This window comes from Oleomonas cavernae (assembly GCF_003590945.1).
Taxonomy (GTDB): Bacteria; Pseudomonadota; Alphaproteobacteria; order Zavarziniales; family Zavarziniaceae; genus Zavarzinia; species Zavarzinia cavernae.
Genome location: NZ_QYUK01000011.1, coordinates 1,095,889 through 1,117,597, shown reverse-complemented (window position 1 = coordinate 1,117,597; position 21,709 = coordinate 1,095,889). Strand labels below are relative to the sequence as shown.

Here is a 21,709-nt window from a genome sequence, read left to right as displayed (position 1 = left end):
CCTAGGCCGCATCCTCCGCCCGCACCAGGCGGTAGCCCACGCTGGGCTCGGTCTGGATATAGCGAGGCTGGGCCGGGTCGGGTTCCAGCTTGTCGCGCAGATGGCCGATGTAGACCCAGAGGTATTGCGTATAGTCGGCCTGGGCCGGGCCCCAGACGGTTTCCAGGATCTGCCGGTGGGTGACCACCCGCCCGGCGTTCAGCACCAGGACACGCAGCACATCCCACTCCCGCCGCGACAGCTTCACCGGCGCACCGCCTTTCGTCGTGACACGCGCGGCGATATCCACCCGCAGGTCTTCGGAGGCCCAGACCGAGTCGGCCGGGCTGGCGTCGCGGTGGCGCAGGGCGGCGCGCAGGCGGGCCAGCAACTCGCCGGTGCCGAAGGGCTTGGTCACGTAATCGTCGGCACCCAGGTCCAGGGCCTTGACCTTACTCGCCTCCTCGCCCCGGGCAGAGAGGATGATCACCGGCACTTTGGTCCAGCCGCGCAGGTCCTTGAGCACATCGATGCCGTCGCGGTCGGGCAGCCCCAGGTCCAGCAGGATCAGGTCGGGCCGGTTGGCCCGCGCCCGCCGCTCGGCATCCGCCGCCGTCGCCGCCTCGACCATGTGATAGCCATGGGCGCCCAGGCTGGTGCGCAGGAAGCGGCGGATCTGCTCGTCGTCATCGACCACCAGAATGGTCACGGCGGGATCAGGCATCGTCGCCCTCGCTGTCGGGCGGCGGCAGCGGGCCTATGGGATCGATGGGCAGGGTAACGCGGATCATCGCCCCCTCGCCCTGCGGCGCCGGCAGCGCCTTGATCGTGCCGCCGTGGACGCCGACGAAGCCCTTGCAGATCGACAGGCCCAGGCCGGTGCCGGCCTGGCGCCGGTCGCCCGCCCGCACCCGGTAGAACTTGTCGAAGATCAGGTCGCGCTCGGCCTCGGGAATGCCCAGGCCCTGATCAATCACATCGATCACGAGATTGCTGCCGGCGCGGGCCAGGCGCATCACGATCTCGCTGCCGGGATCGGAATATTTCTGGGCATTGTCGAGCAGGTTCACCAGCACCTGCTCGATCAGGATCGCATCGAGGTTCATGGGCGGCAGGCCGGGTTCGGCCTCGACCCGCACCTGGTGGCGGGCCAGCAGGGTCTTGGCCCGGCGCAGGGCGCTGCCCACGACATCGCGAATATCCATCCAGGCCCGGCTGGGCTTCAGCACCCCGGCCTCCAGCCGGGTCATGTCCAGCAGGTTGCCGACGAAGCGGTTCAGGCGCTCGCTTTCCTCCTGCACCGTGTCGAGCAGGTCGTTGCGGTCCTGTGCCGTCAGCCCTTCGTGGTTCAGGCGCAGGCTGGTCGCCGCCCCCAGGATCGAGGCTAGCGGCGTGCGCAGGTCGTGGCTGATCGAGTTGAACAGCAGGCTGCGCAGATGCTCGGTCTCGGCGGCGACGCTGGCCTCGGCCAGTTCATCGGCTAGGCGCACCCGCTCGACCGCGATCGCCGCCTGGTCGCACAGCGCGTCGACCAGGCGCCGCTCGTCGGCGTTCAGGGTCCGCTCCGCGCCCTTGCGCTCGATGCCGATGACGGCGGCGGGGCCGGACGCCGTCTTCATCGGCAGGAACAGCCGCTCGGCCCCGGCAGGGTGTCGGCGCCGCGACCGGCGGGACGGCCCTGGTCCCAGCACCATTGTGCCGCCGCCCGTTCCGCCTCGCTCAGCGTGTCGTCGGGCGGGTAGCCGGCGCGGATGTCGAGGCGGCCGGTCTCGTCGGGCAGCAGGAGCACCACGCGCGCCTTCAGCATCGAGGCCAGTTGATAGGCGATCGCCCACAGCAGATCGTCGAGCGCGGTCACCCCCGCCAGCTTGCGCGCGAAACTGTAGAGCGCGGCGGCATCGGCCGCCCGCCGCCGTGCCGCCTCGGCCAGCAGGCGCAGGCGCGCCGCCAGCCCGGAGAGAAACACCGCCACGCCCAGGAAGACGAACAGCGCCATGATGTTCGCCGGGTCCGCCACGGTGAATTCGTAAAGCGGCGGCATGAAGAAGAAATTATAGGCCAGCGTGCTGGCAAGCGCCGTGAACAAGGACGGCCAGCGCCCGAACGAGAGGGCCGAGGCCATCACCGCGGCGATATAGAACAGCGATACCACCGAGTTGGAGCTGACCATCGCCGCCAGTTGCGCGGCACCGGTCACGGCCGCCACCAGCAGGGTGCTCCACAGGAACGGCTTGGGGTCGAACGAGGCCTTCGCGACCGGTTCCGTCCGCGCCGCCGCTTCGACCTTGGCCTTGGCGACGGCCTCCAGATCCGGCAGGACGTGGACCTCGATCGGCCCGGCCCGGCGCAAGAGGCGCGAGACCAGGGAGCCGCGCAGCCATTCCTCGAAGCGGGACTGCCGCGATTGCCCCACCACCATGCGCGTCACGTTGCGCTCGTTGGCCGCCGCCACCAGGGCTTCCGCCGGGTCGGCACCGCTCACCGTCAGGGCTTCGGCGCCCAACTGCTCGGCCAGGCGCAGGGTATCGGCGATCTGGTCCCGGGCGGCTTCCGAGAGGCGTTCGTGGGCCAGGGTCTCGACATAGACGGCGAACCAGCGGGCATGCAGGCGTTCGGCGATGCGCGCCGCCGCGCGCACCAGGCGCTGGGACGACGGGCTGGGACTGACCGCGACCATCAGGCGCTCGCCCGCCGGCCAGGGGCCGGAAATGGCATGGGCCCGCATGTAGTGGACCATCTGGTCGTCCACCCGCGCCGCCGCCTGGCGCAGGGCCAGTTCGCGCAGGGCGGTGAGGTTGCCGGGCGAGAAATAGTGGCGCACCGCCCGGGTCGCCTGGTCGCCCAGGTAAACCTTGCCTTCCTTCAGGCGCTTCAGCAGGTCTTCGGGCGTCAGATCGACCAGTTCGATCTGGTCGGCCCGTTCCAGCACGCTGTCGGGCAGGGTCTCGCGCACCCGGATGCGGGTGATCTGGGCCACCACGTCGTTCAGGCTTTCCAGATGCTGGATGTTCAAGGTGGCATAGACGTCGATCCCGGCCGCCAGCACCTCGTCGACATCCTGGTAACGCTTGGGATGTCTCGACCCCGGCGCATTGGTATGGGCCAGTTCGTCGATCAGGACCAGGGCCGGCCGCCTGGCCAGCACCGCGTCGATATCCATCTCGTCGAGTTCGCGCCCGCGATAGGCGTGCAGTCGGCGCGGCAGGATTTCCAGGCCCGCCAGCTTGTCCAGGGTCTCGCGCCGGCCGTGGGTCTCGACCACGCCGACGACCGCGTCGATGCCGTCGCGCCGGGCGGCATGGGCGGCCTCCAGCATGGCATAGGTCTTCCCCACGCCGGGGGCGGCGCCGAGGAAGACCTTGAGCTTGCCGCGCCGCTCGGCCTGCGCGTCGGCTAAAAGCGCGTCGGGGGCCGGGCGGGCGTCTGAGTCGGCTGCTGGTTCGGGCAAAGCGCCCTTCCCTGGTTATTGTGGGCCGAGCTTATCAAGGGCGAGGTTCAAGGCCAGAACATTGACCCGCGCCTCGCCCAGCACGCCCAACTGGCGGCCCTGGATGTGGGCTTCGACCAGCGCCTTCACCCGGGCCTCGTCCAGGCCGCGGAGGCGGGCAATTCGCGGCACCTGGTAGAAGGCCGCCGCCGGCGTGATGTCGGGATCGAGGCCGCTGCCCGAGGTGGTGACCAGGTCGACGGGGACCATGTCGCCGCCATCCTCCGCCTTACGATCGGCGACGCCCTGCTTCACCCGGTCGATCAGGGCCTTGGAGGTGGGGGCATAGTTGGAGCCCGACGAGGCCGCGGCATCCCAGCCGGCTCCGGCGGCCGAGGGCCGCGAATGGAAGTAGCGTTCCCCAGCGAAGCCCTGGCCGAGAAGCGAGGAGCCGATGACCTGGCCGGCCTCGTTCCTGACCAGGCTGCCATGGGCCTGGTCGGGGAACACGGTGGTGGCGATGCCGGTCAGGGCCAGCGGATAGAGCAGCCCCGTGATCACCGTGAAGGCGGCGACGAGAACCAGGGCAGGACGGATGAGCGACAGCATGATGTTGGTCTCCGGATCAGGCCAGACCCAGCGCCGAGACGATCATGTCGATCGCCTTGATGGCACCGAAGGGCAGCAGGATGCCGCCCAGGCCGTAGATCAGCAGGTTGCGGCGCAGGAGAGACGCGGCGCCGACAGCGCGGTAGCGCACGCCCCGCAGGGCGAGTGGGATCAACGCGATGATGATCAGGGCGTTGAAGATGATGGCCGACAGCACGGCGCTTTCCGGGGTCGACAGGCCCATGACGTTGAGGCTGCCTAGCTGGGGATAGGTCGCCGCGAACATCGCCGGGATGATGGCGAAGTATTTGGCAACGTCGTTGGCGATCGAGAAGGTGGTCAGCGAGCCGCGAGTCATCAGCATCTGTTTGCCGATGCCCACCACCTCGATCAGCTTGGTCGGGTCACTGTCGAGGTCGACCATGTTGCCGGCCTCGCGCGCGGCCTGGGTGCCGGTGTTCATGGCGACGCCGACATCGGCCTGGGCCAGGGCCGGGGCGTCGTTGGTGCCGTCGCCGCACATGGCGACCAGGCGGCCCTTGCCCTGCTCTTCCCGGATCAGGGCCAGCTTGTTCTCGGGCGTCGCCTGGGCCAGGAAGTCGTCGACGCCGGCCTCGGCCGCGATGGCCGCGGCGGTCAGCGGGTTGTCACCGGTGATCATCACCGTGCGGATGCCCATGGCGCGCAATTCGGCGAAACGCTCGCGGATACCGCCCTTGACCACGTCCTTGAGGTGGACGACGCCCAGCAGGCGGCCGTTCTGGGCCACCCCCAGGGGCGTGCCGCCCGACCTGGAGATGGTCTCGACCGCCGTGTTCCATTCGCGCGGCACGCTCTGCGAGCCGACGAAGGCAAGCACCGCATCGACCGCGCCCTTGCGGATCGACACGGGCCCACGGACGGCATCCTTGTAATCGATGCCGCTCATGCGGGTCTGGGCGGTGAAGGGCACGAAATGGGCATCCATCGGCCCCATTTCATGAGCGCGGATGCCGTATTTCTCCTTGGCCAGGACGACGATGGAACGGCCTTCCGGCGTCTCGTCGCGCAGCGAGGCAAGCTGGGCCGCCTCCGCCAGGTCCTTGAGGTTCACGCCGGGCATGGCGATCAACTCGGTCGCCACCCGGTTGCCCAGCGTGATCGTGCCGGTCTTGTCCAGCAGCAGGGTATCGACGTCGCCCGCCGCCTCGACCGCGCGGCCCGATGTGGCCAGCACGTTGAAGCGGATCAGGCGGTCCATGCCGGCGATGCCGATCGCCGACAGCAGGCCGCCGATGGTGGTCGGGATCAGGGTAATGAACAGCGCCGCCAGCAGCACCACCGGGACCGAACCGCCGGCATAGTTGGCATAGGGTTCGATCGTCACCGTGGCGAAGACGAAGATGATGGTGAGGCCGGCCAGCAGGATCGACAGGGCGATCTCGTTGGGCGTCTTCTGGCGCTTCGCCCCTTCGACCAGGGCGATCATACGGTCGAGGAAGGTGTTGCCGGCAGCCGCGGTGATGCGGACCTTGATATGGTCCGACAGCACGCGGGTGCCGCCGGTGACGGCCGAGCGGTCGCCGCCGGATTCGCGGATCACCGGGGCCGATTCACCCGTGATCGCGGATTCGTCGACCGAGGCGATGCCCTCGATCACCTCGCCGTCCGACGGGATGATGTCGCCGGCATCGACCACCACGACGTCGCCGACCCGCAGCTTGTTGCTGGACACGGTGGTGACCTGGCCCGTGTCGTCGACACGCCTGGCCATGGTGTCGGAGCGGGTGCGGCGCAGGCTGTCGGCCTGGGCCTTGCCCCGACCCTCGGCCACGGCTTCGGCGAAGTTGGCAAACAGCACGGTGAACCACAGCCAGGCGGCGATTTGCCCTGAGAAGGCGCCGCCGGTACCCGTCACCAACTCGCGGATGAAGACGAAGGTGACGAGAACCGAGATGATCTCGACGACGAAGATCACCGGGTTGCGGATCAGGGTCCTGGGGTTGAGCTTGGCGGTACTGTCGACCAGGGCCCGGCTGACGATCTTGCGATCGAACAGCGAGATGGGCCGGGCGTCGTGGGTGATGGACATGATGGATTACCTCAGAACAACTGGCCGGCCTGGAGGGCGAAGTGCTCGACGATCGGGCCCAAGGCCAGCGACGGGAAGAACTCCAGCCCGCCGACGATCAGGATCACGCCCACCAGCAGGCCGACGAACAGCGGCGTGTGGGTCGGGAAGGTGCCGGCCGAGGGCGGCAGCTTCTTCTTGGTGACCAACGAGCCGGCAATGCCCAGCATCGGCATGATCATCAGGAAGCGGCCGATCAGCATCGCGATCCCTAGGGTGGTGTTATAGAAGGGGGAGTTGGCGGTGAGGCCCGCGAAGGCACTGCCGTTGTTGCCCGTGGCCGACGAGTAGGCATAGAGCATCTCGGAGAAGCCGTGCGGGCCGGCGCTGAGCAGGCCCTTCAGGCCGTCCGGGCTGACTGCGGCGATCGCCGTGAAACCCAGAATGCTGAACGGCAACACCAGCAGCGCCAGGAAGGCCAGGCGCACCTCGCGGCTCTCGATCTTCTTGCCCAGATATTCGGGCGTGCGCCCGACCATCTGCCCGGCGATGAAGACCGCGAGGACGACGAACAGCAGCATGCCGTACAGGCCGGCACCGACACCGCCGACGATGATCTCGCCCAACTGGATGTTGATCATCGGGATCAGGCCGCCCAGGGGCGTGAAGCTGGAATGCATGGCGTTCACGGCACCGCACGAGGCGGCGGTGGTGGTGGTCGCGAAGATCGCCGAATTGACGATGCCGAAGCGAACCTCCTTGCCTTCCATGTTGCCGCCGGGCTGCAGCACGGTGACCTGCTGGTCGATGCCGGCGGCAGTGAACTGCGGGTTGCCCGCGGACTCGGCGCTATAGACGACGCCCAGGCCCACCAGGAACATGATCCCCATGGCGGCCAGGATGGCCCAGCCCTGGCGCTGGTCCTTGACCATGCGGCCGAAGGTATTGGTGAGCGAGGCGCCGATCGCGAAGATCGCCACCATCTGTAGCAGGTTGCTGAGCGGCGTCGGGTTTTCATAAGGGTGCGCGGCATTGGCGTTGAAGAAGCCGCCGCCGTTGGTGCCCAGCATCTTGATCGCCACCTGGGACGCGACCGGCCCCTGGGCGATGGTCTGGCTGGCGCCTTCGACCGTGGTCGCCTGGACATAAAGATCCAGGTTCTGCGGCATGCCCTGCCACACCAGCACCAGCGCCAGCACGATCGAGATCGGCAGCAGCACATAGAGGGTAACGCGCGTGATATCGACCCAGAAATTGCCCAGGCCCTTCATGCTGGCACGCGAGAAGGCGCGGATGAAGGCGATGGCCAGCGCAATGCCGGTGGCGGCCGAGGTGAAGTTGTGTACGGCGAGGCCGACCATCTGGCTGAAATAGCTCATGGTGGCTTCGCCGACGTAGGACTGCCAGTTGGTGTTGGTGGTGAAGCTGGCCGCCGTGTTGAAGGCAAGATCCGGGCTCAGCGCCGGCAGCCCTTGCGGGTTGAGCGGCAGCACGTCCTGGAAGCGCAGGACCAGATAGGTCACCAGCAGCCCGGCCAGGTTGAACAGCAGCATGGCGACGCCATAGGCCAGCCAATGCTGATCGGACTTGGCGTCGACACCGCCGGCGCGATAGAGCAGCCGTTCGATCGGCCCGAGGACGGGCGACAGGAAGACCCGCTCGCCCTGGAACAGCCGTGCCATGTAGCCGCCCAGCGGCTTCACGCACAGCAAAACGAGACCGCAAAAGATTGCGATCTGCAAAATACCATTCGAGGTCATGGGAGGACTCGCTTCAGAACTTTTCGGGCCGGATCAGGGCGTAGACTAGGTAGCCGAGGATGAAGACGGAGACGGCGGCGCCGAGGGCATATTCCATGGCCGCCTCACATCCGCTCGCAGGCATAGGCGTAGGCGACGCTCAAGGCGAAGAAGGCCAGCGTCACGCCGATGAAGAAAAGGTCCATGTGTCAGGCTCCTGAATGCAGCCCGCAAGATAGGGTGGCGCCCCCTAAACGCGCCCTATGAGAAAACCCGCCGTCGTCATCCCAGCGAAAGTCCGGGATTTTGCTCGGAACGGTTTTTTGACCGTTTGGGCCCGCTCTTTTTCGTCATGGCCGGGCGAAGTCCCGGCCATCCACGTCGCCACGCCGCCTCTTGCGTCAACGGATGTAGCTCGTCCCGACGTGGATGCCCGGCACAAGGCCGGGCATGACGATCAAAAATGGTTCCAAGGTTCCCAAGGACAGCCAGGCGATCCCGGCTTTATCCGGGTGTCGGCGATGCTATTCTCGGCCCCGCCATCCCGCGTCATGGCCAGGGAGTCAGAACAAGCATGAGTGCCCACCCCCGTGATGAGGCGTCGCCCGTCACTGCCTTCGGCCCCGATTTCCCCTTTGCCTTCGACGACTGGATCGCCCACCCCGCCGGCCTCGCCGATCTACCGGCCGCCGCCCATGGCACCGAGGTTGCGGTGATCGGCGCCGGCATTGCCGGCATGGTGGCGGCCTACGAGCTGATGAAACTGGGCCTCAAGCCGGTGATCTACGAGGCCGGGCGCATGGGCGGCCGGCTGCGGTCGGAGCCGTTCGAGGGCGGCAGCGGCCTGATCGCCGAATTGGGCGGCATGCGCTTTCCCCGCTCCTCGACCAGTTTCTATCACTATCTCGACACGCTGGGGCTCAAGACCCGGCCCTTCCCCAACCCGCTGAACCCGGCGACCCCCAGCACCCTGATCGACCTGGAAGGCCGGCAGATCTATGTCGAACAGGGCGGCGAGTTGCCGCCCCTGCTGCGCGAGATCAGCGAGGCCTGGTACGACGCGCTGGAGGACGGCGCCGATTTCACCAGCCTGCAGCGCGCCATCCGCCGCCGCGACGTGGCCACGCTCAAGGAAATCTGGAACCGCCTGGTGCCCTTGTGGGACGAGCGCACTTTCTATGATTTCGTCGCCACCTCGCGCTCGTTCAGCCGGCACTCCTTCCGCCACCGCGAGGTGTTCGGCCAGGTGGGTTTCGGCACCGGCGGCTGGGACAGCGACTTTCCCAATTCCATGCTCGAGATCCTGCGGGTCGCCTGCACCAACCTGGACGATAACCAGCACCTGGTCGAAGGCGGGGTCGAGCAACTGCCGCGCGGCCTGTGGACCCTGGCGCCCGAGCGCCTGGTGCACTGGCCGGCCGGTACGACCCTGGCCAGGCTGCACGGCGGCGCCACCCGCGGCGCCGTCACCAGGATCAGCCGCACCGCGCCCGACGAGATCGGCATCACCGACCGCTGGGGCGACTCCCGCCGCTACAAGGCGGTGCTGGTCACCTGCCAGTCCTGGCTGCTGACCACCCATCTGCATTGCGACGAGAGCCTGTTCTCGCATCGCCTGTGGATGGCCCTGGACCGGACGCGCTACATGCAATCGTCCAAGACCTTCGTCATGGTCGACCGGCCGTTCTGGCACGACCGCGACCCGGTCACCGGGCGCCACACCATGAGCATGACCCTGACCGACCGCATCACCCGCGGCACCTATCTGTTCGACAACGGCCCCGACAAGCCGGGCGTGATCTGCCTGTCCTATTCCTGGATGAGCGATGCCCTCAAGGTGCTGCCGCTACCGGTCGAGCAGCGGGTGCAACTGATGCTCGACGCGCTGAAGCGGGTCTATCCGGACCTCGACATCGGCCGCCACATCATCGGCAGCCCGATCACGGTTTCGTGGGAGAGCGACCCGCATTTCCTGGGCGCCTTCAAGGGCGCCCTGCCCGGCCACTATCGCTATAACCACCGCATGTACACCCACTTCATGCAGGGCGAGATGCCGCCCCAGGAACGCGGCATCTTCCTGGCCGGCGACGGCATTTCCTGGACCCCGGCCTGGGCCGAGGGCGCGGTGCAGACGGCGCTCAATGCGGTGTGGGGCATCGCCCACCACCTGGGCGGCAACAGTCCGGCCGGCAATCCCGGGCCGGGCGAGGCCATGCCCCGCATCGGGCCGATCGCGCTGGGCGATTGAGCCTAGCTCTTGGTGGGCTTCTTCGCCGGGGCCGGCGGCTTCTTGGCCGAGGCAGGCTTGGTGGTGGCGGGCTTGGGCTTGACAGCCGGGGGCTTCTTGGTCGAAGCGGGCTTGGGCTTGGCCGCGGTGGGCTTGGGCTTGCCGGGCTTGGCGGCGGCGGGCTTGGGCTTGCCCGGCTTGGTCGCCGCCGGCTTGCGGCTGGAGGCGGGCTTGGCGACGGGCTTCTTGCCCGGCTTACGGCTGGCCGCCGTGGGCTTGGGCTTGCCGGGCTTGGCAGCCGCGGCAACAGCCCTGGCCCTGGTGGCCGCGGTCGCCACTTCGAACTCGCCCTCGCGCCGGTCGTAGACCAGCGCCTTCATGTCCGGCCCCTGGGCCTGGAACTCGCGCGGGTCGTAGACCGACAGCGAGCGGTAGTCGGCAGCGTAGAAACACGACAGGCCCGCGGTGCGGCAGACCGTGTCGACCGCCACCTCGGTGGTCTCGGTGCCCGAAGCCCCCAGGTCGACGCGCTTGGCCAGCAGGCCGCGATCGATCGAATTGGTGCTGAAGAAGACCTTGAGGTCGGACCGGGCGGCGATGGTGTCGAGCACGTTCTGGGCCGTGCCCTGGGTTGCGCCGCCCAGGGCGACGTTGCCGTCCAGCGTATCGCCGCTGAGCCCGACCTGTGCCTGGGGCCCGGCGGCGCGGCCAGCACTGGGATCGATCGCGGCAAAGGCGGCGACATCGTCACCCGCCTCCTCCTCGGCAATCTCATCGACTTCTACCGACGGGCTGGACACCGGGTTGGCCAGGCTGGCCACGGTCCCGGCGACTGCAGCGGCGGCGACGGAACGGGTGCCTGCGACCGCCGTGGGGGTTCCCCCGCGACACGCGCCTTGGCACAGCCATCGAGCATCGGCAGGCTGATCGCAAGGCAAGCCAAAGCCACCCAATGTATGGCGGAAACACGCGCCATGCCCCTCGTCCTTTGCCCCTCAAAGGCGGGTCGAACGATCGAACCCCGCACTGCACTATACATGAGTCGCACGCAGCTTCGTGGCGGAAAGCTCCCGGTGCAACGGCAAATCGACACTGATTAACCCGTTTGCCTTAACGTTGCGGTTAATCGAGCCCGTCCCCCGGCAACGGCCCGCGCGGGTCGCGGACCCAGGCCTCGATATCGCGCCACGCCCGCGGCCCCCGCAGGTCGCGCATCAGCATGTGATAACCCCGGGTGTAGTCCACCCGCCGAAAGTCGGGCGTGGCCCGGCGCAATGCCGCCGCAATGGCCTGGACCGACTCGAAGCGCACGAGCTGATCGTCGAGGCCGTAGAGCAGCAGGGTCGGGCAGCGGACGGCGGCGGTGGTGCGCTTGGCCTCGTCCATCAGGTCGACTAGGCCTTGCAGCGCATCGACGCGGGTCTCCTTCGCGACATTGGGGTCGTCCCGCAACTCGCGCATGATCGCCGCGTTGTCGGTCGGCTTGACCTGAATCCCTTCGGGCGCGTTGATCCGGTTCCAGGGCATGGCGAAGGCCATGCCGTCGAGCAGCCACTCGCCCGGGAACGGAATGTCCGCCCGGCCCCAGACCGCGGGCGCGACCAGGATCAGGCCCTCGACGGCCGGCGCATCAGGCCCCGCCATCAGGTTGATGGCGACCGCAGCCCCCATGCTCTCGCCCAGCAGATAGAGCGGCACGCCGGGATTGCGCGCCGCGACCAGACGCACCGCCGCCGCCGCGTCCTCGACCAGGGCCCGGGTACCGGGCCACAACAGCCGGGTCGGGCTTTGCCGGCCAAAGCCGCGCTGGGTATAGGCATAGGTGGCAATCCCGCGGCTGGCCCAGAACCGGGCCGGCAGGGCGAAAGCATGGGCATAGTCGTTGAACCCGTGGAGCGCCACGATCACCGCTCGCGGCTTCTCCCCCGGCGGCGGCGCCCAGACGGTGAGCGGCAGGACCGTCCCGTCGGCGGTCACGATCGCCCGATCGTCCAGGCGCGCGGTCTGGGTGGCTGGGCCCGTTCCCGTCACCACCGCCCCGCACCCGGCCAGCAATACGGCTGCCAGCGCGATCACAGCAACGCGGGATCGGCAAACAAGGAAACGAAGGGGCGTCATGCCACGCTAGCCGCGTCGCCTGGGCGGTCGGCCTCGTTTGCGCGCGGTCGCCTTTTTCGGCTCCTCATCTGCCTTGGTGCGATGGCCCACCAGCCATTCATAGATCCGCGTCGCGGGCCGCCGCACCTCGGGGCTGAAATCGAGCAGGAAGCGCTCGCCGCGTACATAGGCGACGAAAGCGGCGTAGACCGGCGCCTGCCGGTCGTTGTGCCCCGTCTCCTCGAACCAGACGATCAGCTTCTCGCCATAGCCTCGAGCCTGCGCTAGGCGCAGAAGGCGGTAGAGGTCGTCAGTGTAGCTATTTTCACCGGTCTCCAGGTCGCCGTTCAGGGCAGCGTCGAGATTGGCAGTCGCGGTGCCGAAATTGTCCCGCGCCAGCTCAAGCCCGGCGTCGAGGAGCTTCAACCCGGCCGGATCAAGTTCGCTGAGGGCCGAGCGCAGCCCAGCCGCTTCCTCGGTCCGCCCGGTGGCCAACCAAAGCCACGCCAGATTTGTATCGAGCAGCGTTTCATTCTCGGGCGAAACGTGTCGAGACTCGCGGTAGGCATTTTCCGCTCGGGCATAGTCCTTGAAACGATCGGCGAGCAGATTGCCTTTTATGACGAGCGCTCCCGCAGCCCGCTTGCGCAGCGCGGGCTCTCCGGTATCGCCGAACCGGGCGAGTACCTCGTCATAGACGGCGATCGCCTGCTCGCTCCGACCCAGGCCCCCCAGCCTGTATCCCTTGTTGACGAGCGCTCTCGCAACCTCCTCGCGCAGTGTGGGCTCCGCAGCATCGCCGAAGCGGGCAATCATCCCGTCATAGACGGCGACCTCTTCCTCACTCAGACCCAGAACGCCCAGCCTGTACCCCTTGTTGATGAGCGCTCTTGCAACCCCCTCGCGCAGCACGGGTTCGGCGGCATCGCCGAAGCGGGCGACCACCTCGTCATAGACGGCGATCGCCTCCTCGTTCCGATTCAGATCGCCCAGTGTGCTTCCCTTGTTGACGAGCGCTCTCGCAACCTCCTCGCGCAGCGCGGGCTCTCCGGCATCGCCGAAGCGGGCGATTATTTCGTCATAAATATCGATTGCCTCCTCGCTCCGATCCAGGCCACCTAGCGTGATCCCCTTGTTGGCAAGCGCTCCGGCTACCTGCTCACGCAGCGCGGGCTCCGCAGCATCGCCGAAGCGGGCAATCATCCCGTCATAGACGGCGACCTCTTCCTCACTCAGACCCAGAACGCCCAGCCTGTACCCCTTGTTGATGAGCGCTCTCGCAACCTGTACGCGCAGCACAGACTCCCCGGCATCGCCGAAGCGGGCGACCACCTCGTCATAGACAGCGATCGCCTCCTCGTTCCGATCCAGGTCGCCCAGCGTGATTCCCTTGTTAACGAGCGCTCTCGCGACCCGCTCGCGCAGCGCAGGCTCCGTGGCATCGGCGAAACGGGCAATCATCCCGTCATAGACGGCGACCTCTTCCTCACTCAGACCCAGAACGCCCAGCCTGTACCCCTTGTTGATGAGCGCTCTCGCAACCTGTACGCGCAGCACAGACTCCCCGGCATCGCCGAAGCGGGCGACCACCTCGTCATAGACAGCGATCGCCTCCTCGCTCCGATTCAGGCCGCCCAGCCTGATTCCCTTGCTGATGAGCGCTCTTGCAACCCCCTCGCGCAGCACGGGTTCGGCGGCATCGCCGAAGCGGGCGACCACCTCGTCATAGACGGCGATCGCCTCCTCGTTCCGATTCAGATCGCCCAGTGTGCTTCCCTTGTTGACGAGCGCTCTCGCAACCTCCTCGCGCAGCGCGGGCTCTCCGGCATCGCCGAAGCGGGCGATTATTTCGTCATAAATATCGATTGCCTCCTCGCTCCGATCCAGGCCACCTAGCGTGATCCCCTTGTTGGCAAGCGCTCCGGCAACCTGCTCACGCAGCGCGGGCTCCCCGGCATCGCCGAAGCGGGCAATCATCCCGTCATAGACGGCGATCGCCTCCTCGCTCCGATTCAGGCCGCTCAGCCTGATTCCCTTGCTGATGAGCGCTCTTGCAACCCCCTCGCGCAGCACGGGTTCGGCGGCATCGCCGAAGCGGGCGACCACCTCGTCATAGACGGCGATCGCCTCCTCGTTCCGATTCAGATCGCCCAGTGTGCTTCCCTTGTTGACGAGCGCTCTCGCAACCTCCTCGCGCAGCGCGGGCTCTCCGGCATCGCCGAAGCGGGCGATTATTTCGTCATAAATATCGATTGCCTCCTCGCTCCGATCCAGGCCACCTAGCGTGATCCCCTTGTTGGCAAGCGCTCCGGCTACCTGCTCACGCAGCGCGGGCTCCCCGGCATCGCCGAAGCGGGCAATCATCCCGTCATAGACGGCGATCGCCTCCTCGTTCCGATTCAGATCGCCCAGTGTGATTCCCTTGTTGACGAGCGCTCTCGCAACCTCCTCGCGCAGCGCCGGCTCTCCGGCATCGCCGAAGCGGGCGATTATTTCGTCATAAATATCGATCAAGATCTGAGGGCTCTCGGCTGTCTCCAGACGCGAAGCCAAATCGCCGAGATCACCAAGCTCGGTGCCGGTCCGCGATTGTTGCAAGTTAACAGCTGTGCGCATGGGCATGGCGCTTTCACCGGCCGCCTGCCGGCTGTAGCGAGCGGGATCCTCGACATATTCCACGGCCGCATCCACCGCCTCGCACCACATGGCGTGCAGGGGGCCAGCACCCGACCGCGCCCGTCCCGCCGAGGAAATGCGGCGCAGTTCGTCGGATGAATAGAAATTCGCCAAGAACGCCACCAGCCAGCGCACTCTTTGTTTGGTGCGGCGCGTGCCGTGGCGCATGAGATACCAGATGTTGAGAAAGCGCTCGACGAGTTGGTAACCCGAGCGAGCGCCCGAGACCGACACCTCCTCGATCAGCCCATCGTTCTTGAGGCGGGAGAGTTGAGGTGAGATCGTCGTCACCTCGATCGCCGTGGCTTGGGCCAAGTCGTGCGACGTGATGGGGTCCCAATGCAGCGCTACGGCATCGATGACGGCACGCTGCAATGTGGTGCGGTATTCCTCGACCCGTGCCTTGTAGTAGGGCGTCACTTGGTCGAGCAGGGCTTCGAGATCAGCCATGACCGTGTCGGTTTCGGCACTTTCGAGCAGCCGGTAGAGCATGGCCAGTACGCGCGGGTTGCCGCCGGTGAGTTCGTGCAGGGTGTGCAGGCGCTCGGGCTCGCGGTGCAGGATTTCGATGACGAGCCGCCCCGCCTCTCCCCGTACCTCGGCGAGAGCGCGCAGACACCGCACGAGTTCCTCGCGTGACAGCGGTTCCAGCAGGTGGGGGGCGAAGAATTCGTAGAAGGCAGCGGTGCGATCCCCGGTCTGGCGCAGGATTTGGGTCGCCGCGCCGTAGAGGATCGGCCCGCCGGGCGCCTGTAGGGCACGCCGCAGGGCCCATTGCTCCTGCTCGCCCAGGGCATCCACGATCAGGTCGAGATTGTCGACCAGCAACAGCGGCCGCAAGCCGAGCCCGCTCGCCTCGGTGATAAAGATTTCGCCGGCGGCCCCCTCCTCCCGCCAGACCGGGCTCGCCGTGAGCTGATCGAGGCGAGTGGCCATTTCATGCCGGTCATTGGCTTCACACCATTCGGCGAGCGCGTCAGCGCAATTGCGCCAGAAGTCGGCCAAGGTCAGCACATTGTACTGCTCCTCACGAAAGCGCAGCGGGACGAAGCGACAGCGGAGGTCGTCGTCGCGGGTGACACCGATGGCGACACGCCGCAGCAGGCTGGTTTTTCCCATCCCGCGCGGCCCCACGATCAAGTGGTGCTCGGCCGGCGCATCCGCCGACACCACTCGCAACTGGTCCAGCAGAAAGGCGGCGAGATCGCCGCGCGCGATGAAATTGGCCAAGAAGGCTTCATCGTCGAGCCGATCCTGATTGTAGAACGACATGCTCATGCGTGCAGATACCTCAACCAATAGCGCCTTAGAAGGCCGGAGCTAAAGCGCCAACGCCCCGCCCTATCTTGGAGGAAGCCGTCGTTGGCCAGGACGCAGAGCATATCCTTGAGCAGGCGCACCGAGATCGTTGGGTGTTCCGATCGAAGCCGGGCGAACAGCGTATCAAAAATCTCGCCGTCCACCGCCTCGCAGCAGACATCGAGGATGGCGTGGAGGAGGAGGCGTTCGGCCGCGGGGAAGTTCTTGTCGATATGTTCTTCCCAGGCCGCGAAGTTACTGCGATAGACGGGCTCGAGCAGCGCCGCGAAGGCCTCGTCGATATCCTCCTTGCGGGCGCGGCGCCGTCCGCTGAGGTTCTCACCTCGGGGCTCGATACGGTTGGCAACGAGCTTGAGATAGTAAGGTGAGAGCCACCCCAGTTCCGCCGCCAGATGGGCGAGCCCCTCCGCGTCAAGGGCGAAAGGTTTTCGGACCAGACCGCGGCTGCAGCAATCGGCGAGGTAGGAAGCGGCCGCAGCTTCGCCGAACGGGTGCAAGGCGAATACTTCGAGGTCGAGGAATGCACCTTGTATGCCGCTGCGCCGGGCGACCGCGTCCAGGCCGATGGAGCCGGTCAACAGCCAGCGCACTCCCGGATAACTCTGCCGCAGATTGCGCAAGTGGTAGAGAAACGCCTTGGTCCCGTCGGGGTCTTGCGCCAAGCGTTCCATCACGAAGAGCGAAATTTCGTCGATCAGGATCACCGTGGGCTTTCTCGCATCGTCGAGCGCGGCGACCAGCGCTTCGGCGAAATCCTTGGCATCGAGCCGACCTAATGCCTCGATCGGGTTTCCGTCTGCGGTACCGGCCAGGAACTGCTTCAGGCGCTGCTTGAGGTTTCGAGTTAGCTGATCGGCGAAACCGGCGGTCTGTTCGAGTTTGCGGCAGAGCGCACCCAGAAACTCCTTTTCGGTACGCATGCCCTCGACATCGAGAAATACGATCTCCCATCCATTTCTCAGCAGATCGTCCGCGACCTCCCTCATCAGCCAAGTCTTGCCGACACGGCGCGGCGCGAGCATTTGAACGCTCACACCTGCCTCAAAGATGCGAATCAACTCCGCCCGCTCCTCGCGCCGATTGTGCATATTCCCTCCCGATCCAGAATCCAAGAGAGGCTATTCAAAAATGAATAAATCCACAATAAAATAAATTCATAATCAGATAATTTCAATTTTACCCAATCAAAGTAAGGCGGCAACCGCCGCGCGCAGGGCGGGCAAGGCGTCGGTCGAGAACCAGGGATTGCGGGAAAGCCATGCGTTGTTGCGCCAGGAGGGATGGGGAAGCGGGAAGACCTCGGGAAGATAGGCCCGGAAATCGCCCACCGTCTCGGTCAAGCTGGCCCGGGCCCGCGTCCCCAGGTGCCAGGCCTGGGCATAGGCGCCGATCGCCAGGGTCAGACGGATTTGCGGCAGGCCCTCGATCAGGCCGGCGCGCCAGGCGGGCGCGCATTCCGGCCGCGGCGGCCGGTCGCCACCGCGCGGATCGGTGCCTGGATAGCAAAATCCCATCGGCAGGATGGCGATCCGCCCCTCGTCATAGAAGGTTTCGCGGTCTATGCCCAACCACTGGCGCAACCGATCGCCCGACGGATCGTTGAAGGGGATGCCGGTCTCGAAGACGCGCATGCCCGGCGCCTGCCCGGCGATCAGCAGCCGGGCGCTGGGCCGGCCGCGCAACACGGGACGGGGTTCGTGGTCCATCTTGGCCGCGCACAGGCGGCAGGCCCTGACCCGGGCGAGGAGCTGGTCGAATGGCTCGGCTGTCATCAGTTGAATCTGGCGCAGGAAGTTCCCGCCTGTCTCGTTTCATGACCATAGTGAGGCGCAGGGCAGATGGCGTGCCGAATGGCGGAATTCGAGAATGAGCGCTGAATTCGGCGCAAGTATGGTGCCGGAGGACGAAGCGCTGATGCGGCGAATCGCGGTCGGCGACGAGGCTGCTTTCGCGCTGCTGATGGACCGGCACCTGTCGCGTGCGGTGGCCCTGGCCACGCGCGTCACGGGCAGCCGTGCCGTGGCGGACGAGATCGCCCAGGAATGTTTCCTGCGCGTCTGGACCAAAGCGGCCAGTTGGCAGCCGACTGCGCGCGTCTCGACCTGGCTGTGGCGAATTGTGATGAACCTATCCCTCGATCATATGCGGAAAGCCCGCCCCGAACCCCTCGACGACGTGCCCGAACCGGTCGATCCCGGCCTCAGCCCGGAAGCGGAGACGGAACGCAATGCCCTGGGCCGCGCCCTGGAGGCGGCGCTGGCCGGCCTGCCGGCCCGCCAGTCCCAGGCCGTGCGCCTGTGCCTGATCGACGGCTTCAGCCAGTCGGAAGCCTCCGCCGCCCTCGACGTCACCGAGGGTGCCCTTGAATCCCTGCTCGTGCGGGCCCGCCGGGCCCTGCGGGCCAGTCTCGCCGCCTATGCCCCGGCGGAGGTCGGACAAGCATGAGCCCGCAGCAGATCTACCAGTTCACCGACGATCTCGACCGCTTCGGCCCGGATCTCAGCCTGTGGCCGGCCGACCGGCTGGGCGACGCCAGCCGCCTGCTGGCAACCTCGGCCACGGCACGGGCCCTGCTCGACGATGCCGTGCGCATTGCCGGACGATTGGCGCGGCCGGCGCCGGAGGTCAGCGCCTTGAAGGCGCGCATCCTGGCGGCGGCCAGGGCCGGCGGCCAGGCAATGCGCGACAATGTGGTGCCGTTTCGGGCGCGGCCGATCGTGACCCGGGCCGGCATGGCGCTGGCAGCCTCCCTGGTCTTCGGCCTGTTCGTCGGCTGGACGGGCATGATCAGCGATCCCTTGAGCAACAGCGGTGGCGACGACCTGGACGGCTCCACCATTCAGGCCCTGATCGTGGGAGACAACTATGACTCGTGAGCGCCGCTGGATCGTCGGCCTCGCCATCGTCGCGACCCTTTCGCTGGCGCTGAACCTCGTGGTCGCCGGCATCGTCATTGCCCATCGGTCGGACCCGCCGCCGCCGCCGTTCGACCTGGGCAGCCCCGGCGTCATCGACCAGATGTTTCGCGATCTGTCGCCCGAAGGCCGCGCCGTCATGCTGGAAAGCATGCGCGACGGCCGCAAGGAATTGCGCGACAGCTTCAAGGCCCTGCGCGAGATCAAGCGCGAGATCAAGCATATCATCGAGGCCGACACGGTGGATCAGGTGGCCCTGACGGCGGCTCTGGACCGGCTGGCCGGGCTCACCACCGCCGTGCAGGCCCGCCTGCAACAGGCCTTTGTCGAAGGTGTGGTCAAGCTCTCGATCGAAGACCGCAAGCGCCTGCGGCCCGGCCGCGGCGGCCCGCCGGGAGACGGCCCGCCGCCACCGCCCCCACCGGGCGACGGCCCGCCGCCTCAGGTGCCGTAAGCCTGGGCCAGCAGTTCGTAGGAGCGCAGCCGGGCGGCGAAGTCGAAGGTGATGGTCACGATCATCAATTCGTCCGCCCCGGTCGCCGCCACGATCTCGTCCAGCCTGGCCTTCACGCCCGCCACCTCGCCGGTGATGCCGCGGGCAGCGACCTGGTCGAGGCGGCGCCTGACCTCCGCCGGCAGCGCGGTGAGATCGATGTGGGCCGGATCGGGGAACGGGATGTTGCGCCCGGCCAGCAGGTTCAACACCCACAGGTCCCGCGTCCTGGCCAGGTAACGCGCCTCGTCCTGGGTGTCGGCGGCCAGCGCGAAGATCGCCAGCATCACCCGGGGCTGGGCCAGCAGGCCGGGGCGGAAGCTGCGCCGGTAGGCCTCGAGCGCCACGGCGAGATTGTCCGGGTTGATGAAATGGGCATAGGCGAAGCCGCAGCCGATCGCCCCGGCATAGGCCGCTGAATCGCCGCCCGAGCCCAGCAGCCAGACATCGGGCATGCCCGGCCCCACGGGCTGCGCCGCAACCCGGGCGAAGGGATGGTCCGGCGGCAATGGCCCGCGCAGGAAGCCGCACAGGTCGACCAGCAATTCGGGAAAGACTTCCGGGCCATAGCCGGTCGGCCCGGGGCGCAGGGCCGCGGTGGTCAGTTGATCGGCGCCCGGCGCCCGGCCCAGCCCCAGATCGATCCGGCCGGGATACAGGGTCTCCAGCATGCGGAAGCTCTCGGCAACCTTGAGCGGTGCATAGTGGCTGAGCATGACGCCGCCGGTGCCAAGGCGGATGGTCGAGGTCTGGGATGCCAGGTGCCCGATCAGGATTTCAGGCACCGAACCCGCGAACGCCGCCGAAGCGTGATGCTCGGCACACCAGAAGCGGTGATAGCCCAGCCGGTCGACGGCCCTGGCCAGTTCGATGGTCTCGGCGATCGCCTGGGAGGGCGTCCCGCCGGCGCGGATCGGCGACTGATCCAGGACCGAGAGGCGCGGCCTCATGCCTTGCCCCGCAGCGTGGGCACGATGCCCTCGGCGATCAGTCGGTCGACCTCAGCCGGCGTGTAACCCGCCGCAGACAGGACCGCGCGGCTGTCGGCGCCGAAGGCCGGCGGGGCACGGCGCACGCTGGCCGGCGTGCGGCCCAGCTTCACCGCCGGGCCGACGCTGCGCCAGCCGTCGTGCTCCACCACCATGTCGCGGTGGCTTGTATGCGGGTGGGTCAGGACCTGACCGATCGTCTGCATGGGCCCGGCCGGCACGCCCGCCGCCAGCAGCTCGAGGGTGAAGGCCTCGCCGTCAACCTGCGCCAACAGCGCCGTCATGACCTGTGTCAGCGCCGGGCGATTGGCGCTGCGTGAGGAATTGGTGCGGAAACGCAGGTCGTCAGCCAAGTCCGGCCGGCCCAGGATCTGGCAGCACTTGCGGAACTGCCCGTCGTTGCCCACCCCAGGAACACCGGGTTGGTACGTGTCTGGTAGAGATCGTAAGGCGCCACATTGGCGTGGCTGTTGCCGGTCAGGACCGGTTCCTTGCCGGTCATGAACCAGTTGGCGGCGTGGGGATGCTGCAGGGAGATGCCGGTATCGTAGAGCGTCGCCTCGACGAACTGGCCCCTGCCCGAGCGTGCCCGCTCCGCCACCGCCATCAGGATGCCGATGACCGCGTTCATGCCGGTCGCCATGTCGATGATGGCGATGCCGATGCGCACCGGCCCCGATTGCGGCGAACCGTTGACCGAGATCAGCCCGGTCATCGCCTGCACCACCGCGTCATAGCCCGGATTGCCGCCCAGCGGCCCGTCGGCGCCAAAGCCTGAGACGCGGCAATGGATCAGGCGGGGAAACCGCTCGCTCAGCACGGCCTCGAAACCCAGGCCCCAGCGCTCCATCGTGCCGGTCTTGAAATTCTCGACCAGGATGTCGGCCTCTTCGAGCAGGCGCAGCAGCACCTCGCGCCCGGCCGGCTTGGAAATGTCCAGGGCCATGCCCTGCTTGTTGCGGTTGATGCCGGTGAAATAGGCGCTGGCATCGGGATCGCCCGGGGCATAGGGCGGGCCCCATTCGCGGGTCTCGTCGCCTTGCGGCGGTTCGATCTTGATCACGTCGGCGCCGTGATCGCCCAGGATCTGGGTGCAATAGGGCCCGCCAAGCACACGCGACAGATCGATTACCCGCAGGCCTTCCAATGCCCCACTCATGCCCGACGCTCTCCGCTCTTCTTCGCGGG

The 21,709-nt window shown here is 67.2% G+C and carries 17 protein-coding genes and 1 pseudogene; 4 read left to right on the top strand and 14 right to left on the bottom strand.

The window, feature by feature from the left end; all coding sequences use genetic code 11:
- Position 1: 1 nt before the first annotated feature.
- From D3874_RS09035 to kdpF, 7 genes are read right to left on the bottom strand one after another with little or no spacing between them, the layout of a single operon-like run.
- On the bottom strand, positions 2-703 hold the full coding sequence (locus D3874_RS09035) for a response regulator (protein ID WP_119777795.1): 702 nt from the start codon (positions 701-703) through the stop codon (positions 2-4).
- On the bottom strand, positions 696-1,598 hold the full coding sequence (locus D3874_RS09030; RefSeq protein ID WP_199699001.1) for a sensor histidine kinase: 903 nt from the start codon (positions 1,596-1,598) through the stop codon (positions 696-698). The genes D3874_RS09035 and D3874_RS09030 overlap by 8 nt, the downstream gene beginning before the upstream one ends.
- Positions 1,595-3,427 (bottom strand): DUF4118 domain-containing protein, encoded by a 1,833-nt coding sequence (locus D3874_RS29185; protein ID WP_199699000.1) that lies wholly within the window; start codon positions 3,425-3,427, stop codon positions 1,595-1,597. The genes D3874_RS09030 and D3874_RS29185 overlap by 4 nt, the downstream gene beginning before the upstream one ends.
- Before the next feature lie 15 nt (positions 3,428-3,442).
- Complete coding sequence (gene kdpC, locus D3874_RS09015) at positions 3,443-4,015, bottom strand: potassium-transporting ATPase subunit KdpC (RefSeq protein WP_119777794.1); 573 nt, start codon at positions 4,013-4,015, stop codon at positions 3,443-3,445.
- Positions 4,016-4,031: 16 nt separating this feature from the next.
- Complete coding sequence (gene kdpB / locus D3874_RS09010; protein ID WP_119777793.1) at positions 4,032-6,086, bottom strand: potassium-transporting ATPase subunit KdpB; 2,055 nt, start codon at positions 6,084-6,086, stop codon at positions 4,032-4,034.
- A gap of 11 nt (positions 6,087-6,097) precedes the next feature.
- Positions 6,098-7,825 (bottom strand): potassium-transporting ATPase subunit KdpA, encoded by a 1,728-nt coding sequence (kdpA, locus tag D3874_RS09005; RefSeq protein WP_119777792.1) that lies wholly within the window; start codon positions 7,823-7,825, stop codon positions 6,098-6,100.
- A 13-nt stretch (positions 7,826-7,838) separates the two neighbouring features.
- On the bottom strand, positions 7,839-7,922 hold the full coding sequence (gene kdpF / locus D3874_RS31950; RefSeq protein ID WP_119777791.1) for a K(+)-transporting ATPase subunit F: 84 nt from the start codon (positions 7,920-7,922) through the stop codon (positions 7,839-7,841).
- Positions 7,923-8,378: 456 nt separating this feature from the next.
- Between kdpF and D3874_RS08995 the strand changes: the two genes are divergently transcribed.
- Complete coding sequence (locus D3874_RS08995) at positions 8,379-10,052, top strand: flavin monoamine oxidase family protein (protein ID WP_119777790.1); 1,674 nt, start codon at positions 8,379-8,381, stop codon at positions 10,050-10,052.
- Positions 10,053-10,054: 2 nt separating this feature from the next.
- Here the strand turns inward: D3874_RS08995 and D3874_RS29180 are convergent, their stop codons facing one another.
- The 5 genes from D3874_RS29180 to D3874_RS08970 form a co-directional block, all read right to left on the bottom strand.
- On the bottom strand, positions 10,055-10,852 hold the full coding sequence (locus D3874_RS29180; RefSeq protein WP_199698998.1) for a hypothetical protein: 798 nt from the start codon (positions 10,850-10,852) through the stop codon (positions 10,055-10,057).
- Positions 10,853-11,153: 301 nt separating this feature from the next.
- Positions 11,154-12,062, bottom strand: coding sequence for an alpha/beta fold hydrolase (locus D3874_RS08985; protein WP_158595910.1), 909 nt, complete (start codon positions 12,060-12,062; stop codon positions 11,154-11,156).
- A 93-nt stretch (positions 12,063-12,155) separates the two neighbouring features.
- Entirely contained in the window at positions 12,156-16,082 is a 3,927-nt protein-coding gene (locus D3874_RS08980) for a tetratricopeptide repeat protein (RefSeq protein ID WP_147385590.1), read from the bottom strand.
- The gene (locus tag D3874_RS08975; RefSeq protein ID WP_119777787.1) at positions 16,079-17,212 is read right to left on the bottom strand and encodes an AAA family ATPase; all 1,134 of its coding nucleotides are present in this window, start codon (positions 17,210-17,212) and stop codon (positions 16,079-16,081) included. Before D3874_RS08975 ends, D3874_RS08980 begins: the two co-directional genes overlap by 4 nt.
- A 96-nt stretch (positions 17,213-17,308) precedes the next feature.
- Positions 17,309-17,896 (bottom strand): uracil-DNA glycosylase family protein, encoded by a 588-nt coding sequence (locus D3874_RS08970; RefSeq protein WP_119777786.1) that lies wholly within the window; start codon positions 17,894-17,896, stop codon positions 17,309-17,311.
- Between the two features lie 94 nt (positions 17,897-17,990).
- Between D3874_RS08970 and D3874_RS08965 the strand changes: the two genes are divergently transcribed.
- From D3874_RS08965 to D3874_RS08955, 3 genes are read left to right on the top strand one after another with little or no spacing between them, the layout of a single operon-like run.
- A complete protein-coding gene (locus D3874_RS08965; RefSeq protein ID WP_233559885.1) occupies positions 17,991-18,569 on the top strand; it encodes a sigma-70 family RNA polymerase sigma factor in 579 nt (192 codons plus the stop codon).
- Positions 18,566-19,000, top strand: a complete 435-nt coding sequence (locus tag D3874_RS08960; RefSeq protein WP_119777784.1) for a hypothetical protein — start codon at positions 18,566-18,568, stop codon at positions 18,998-19,000. Before D3874_RS08965 ends, D3874_RS08960 begins: the two co-directional genes overlap by 4 nt.
- Entirely contained in the window at positions 18,990-19,493 is a 504-nt protein-coding gene (locus tag D3874_RS08955; protein ID WP_119777783.1) for a periplasmic heavy metal sensor, read from the top strand. Before D3874_RS08960 ends, D3874_RS08955 begins: the two co-directional genes overlap by 11 nt.
- On the opposite strand, the gene D3874_RS08950 is transcribed toward D3874_RS08955, so the two are convergent.
- Positions 19,481-20,482, bottom strand: coding sequence for an LLM class flavin-dependent oxidoreductase (locus tag D3874_RS08950; RefSeq protein ID WP_119777782.1), 1,002 nt, complete (start codon positions 20,480-20,482; stop codon positions 19,481-19,483). The two genes, D3874_RS08955 and D3874_RS08950, sit on opposite strands and share 13 nt — an antisense overlap.
- Positions 20,479-21,680, bottom strand: a pseudogene (locus D3874_RS08945) (CaiB/BaiF CoA transferase family protein). The gene D3874_RS08950 and the pseudogene D3874_RS08945 overlap by 4 nt, the downstream one beginning before the upstream one ends.
- Between the last annotated feature and the right edge of the window lie 29 nt (positions 21,681-21,709).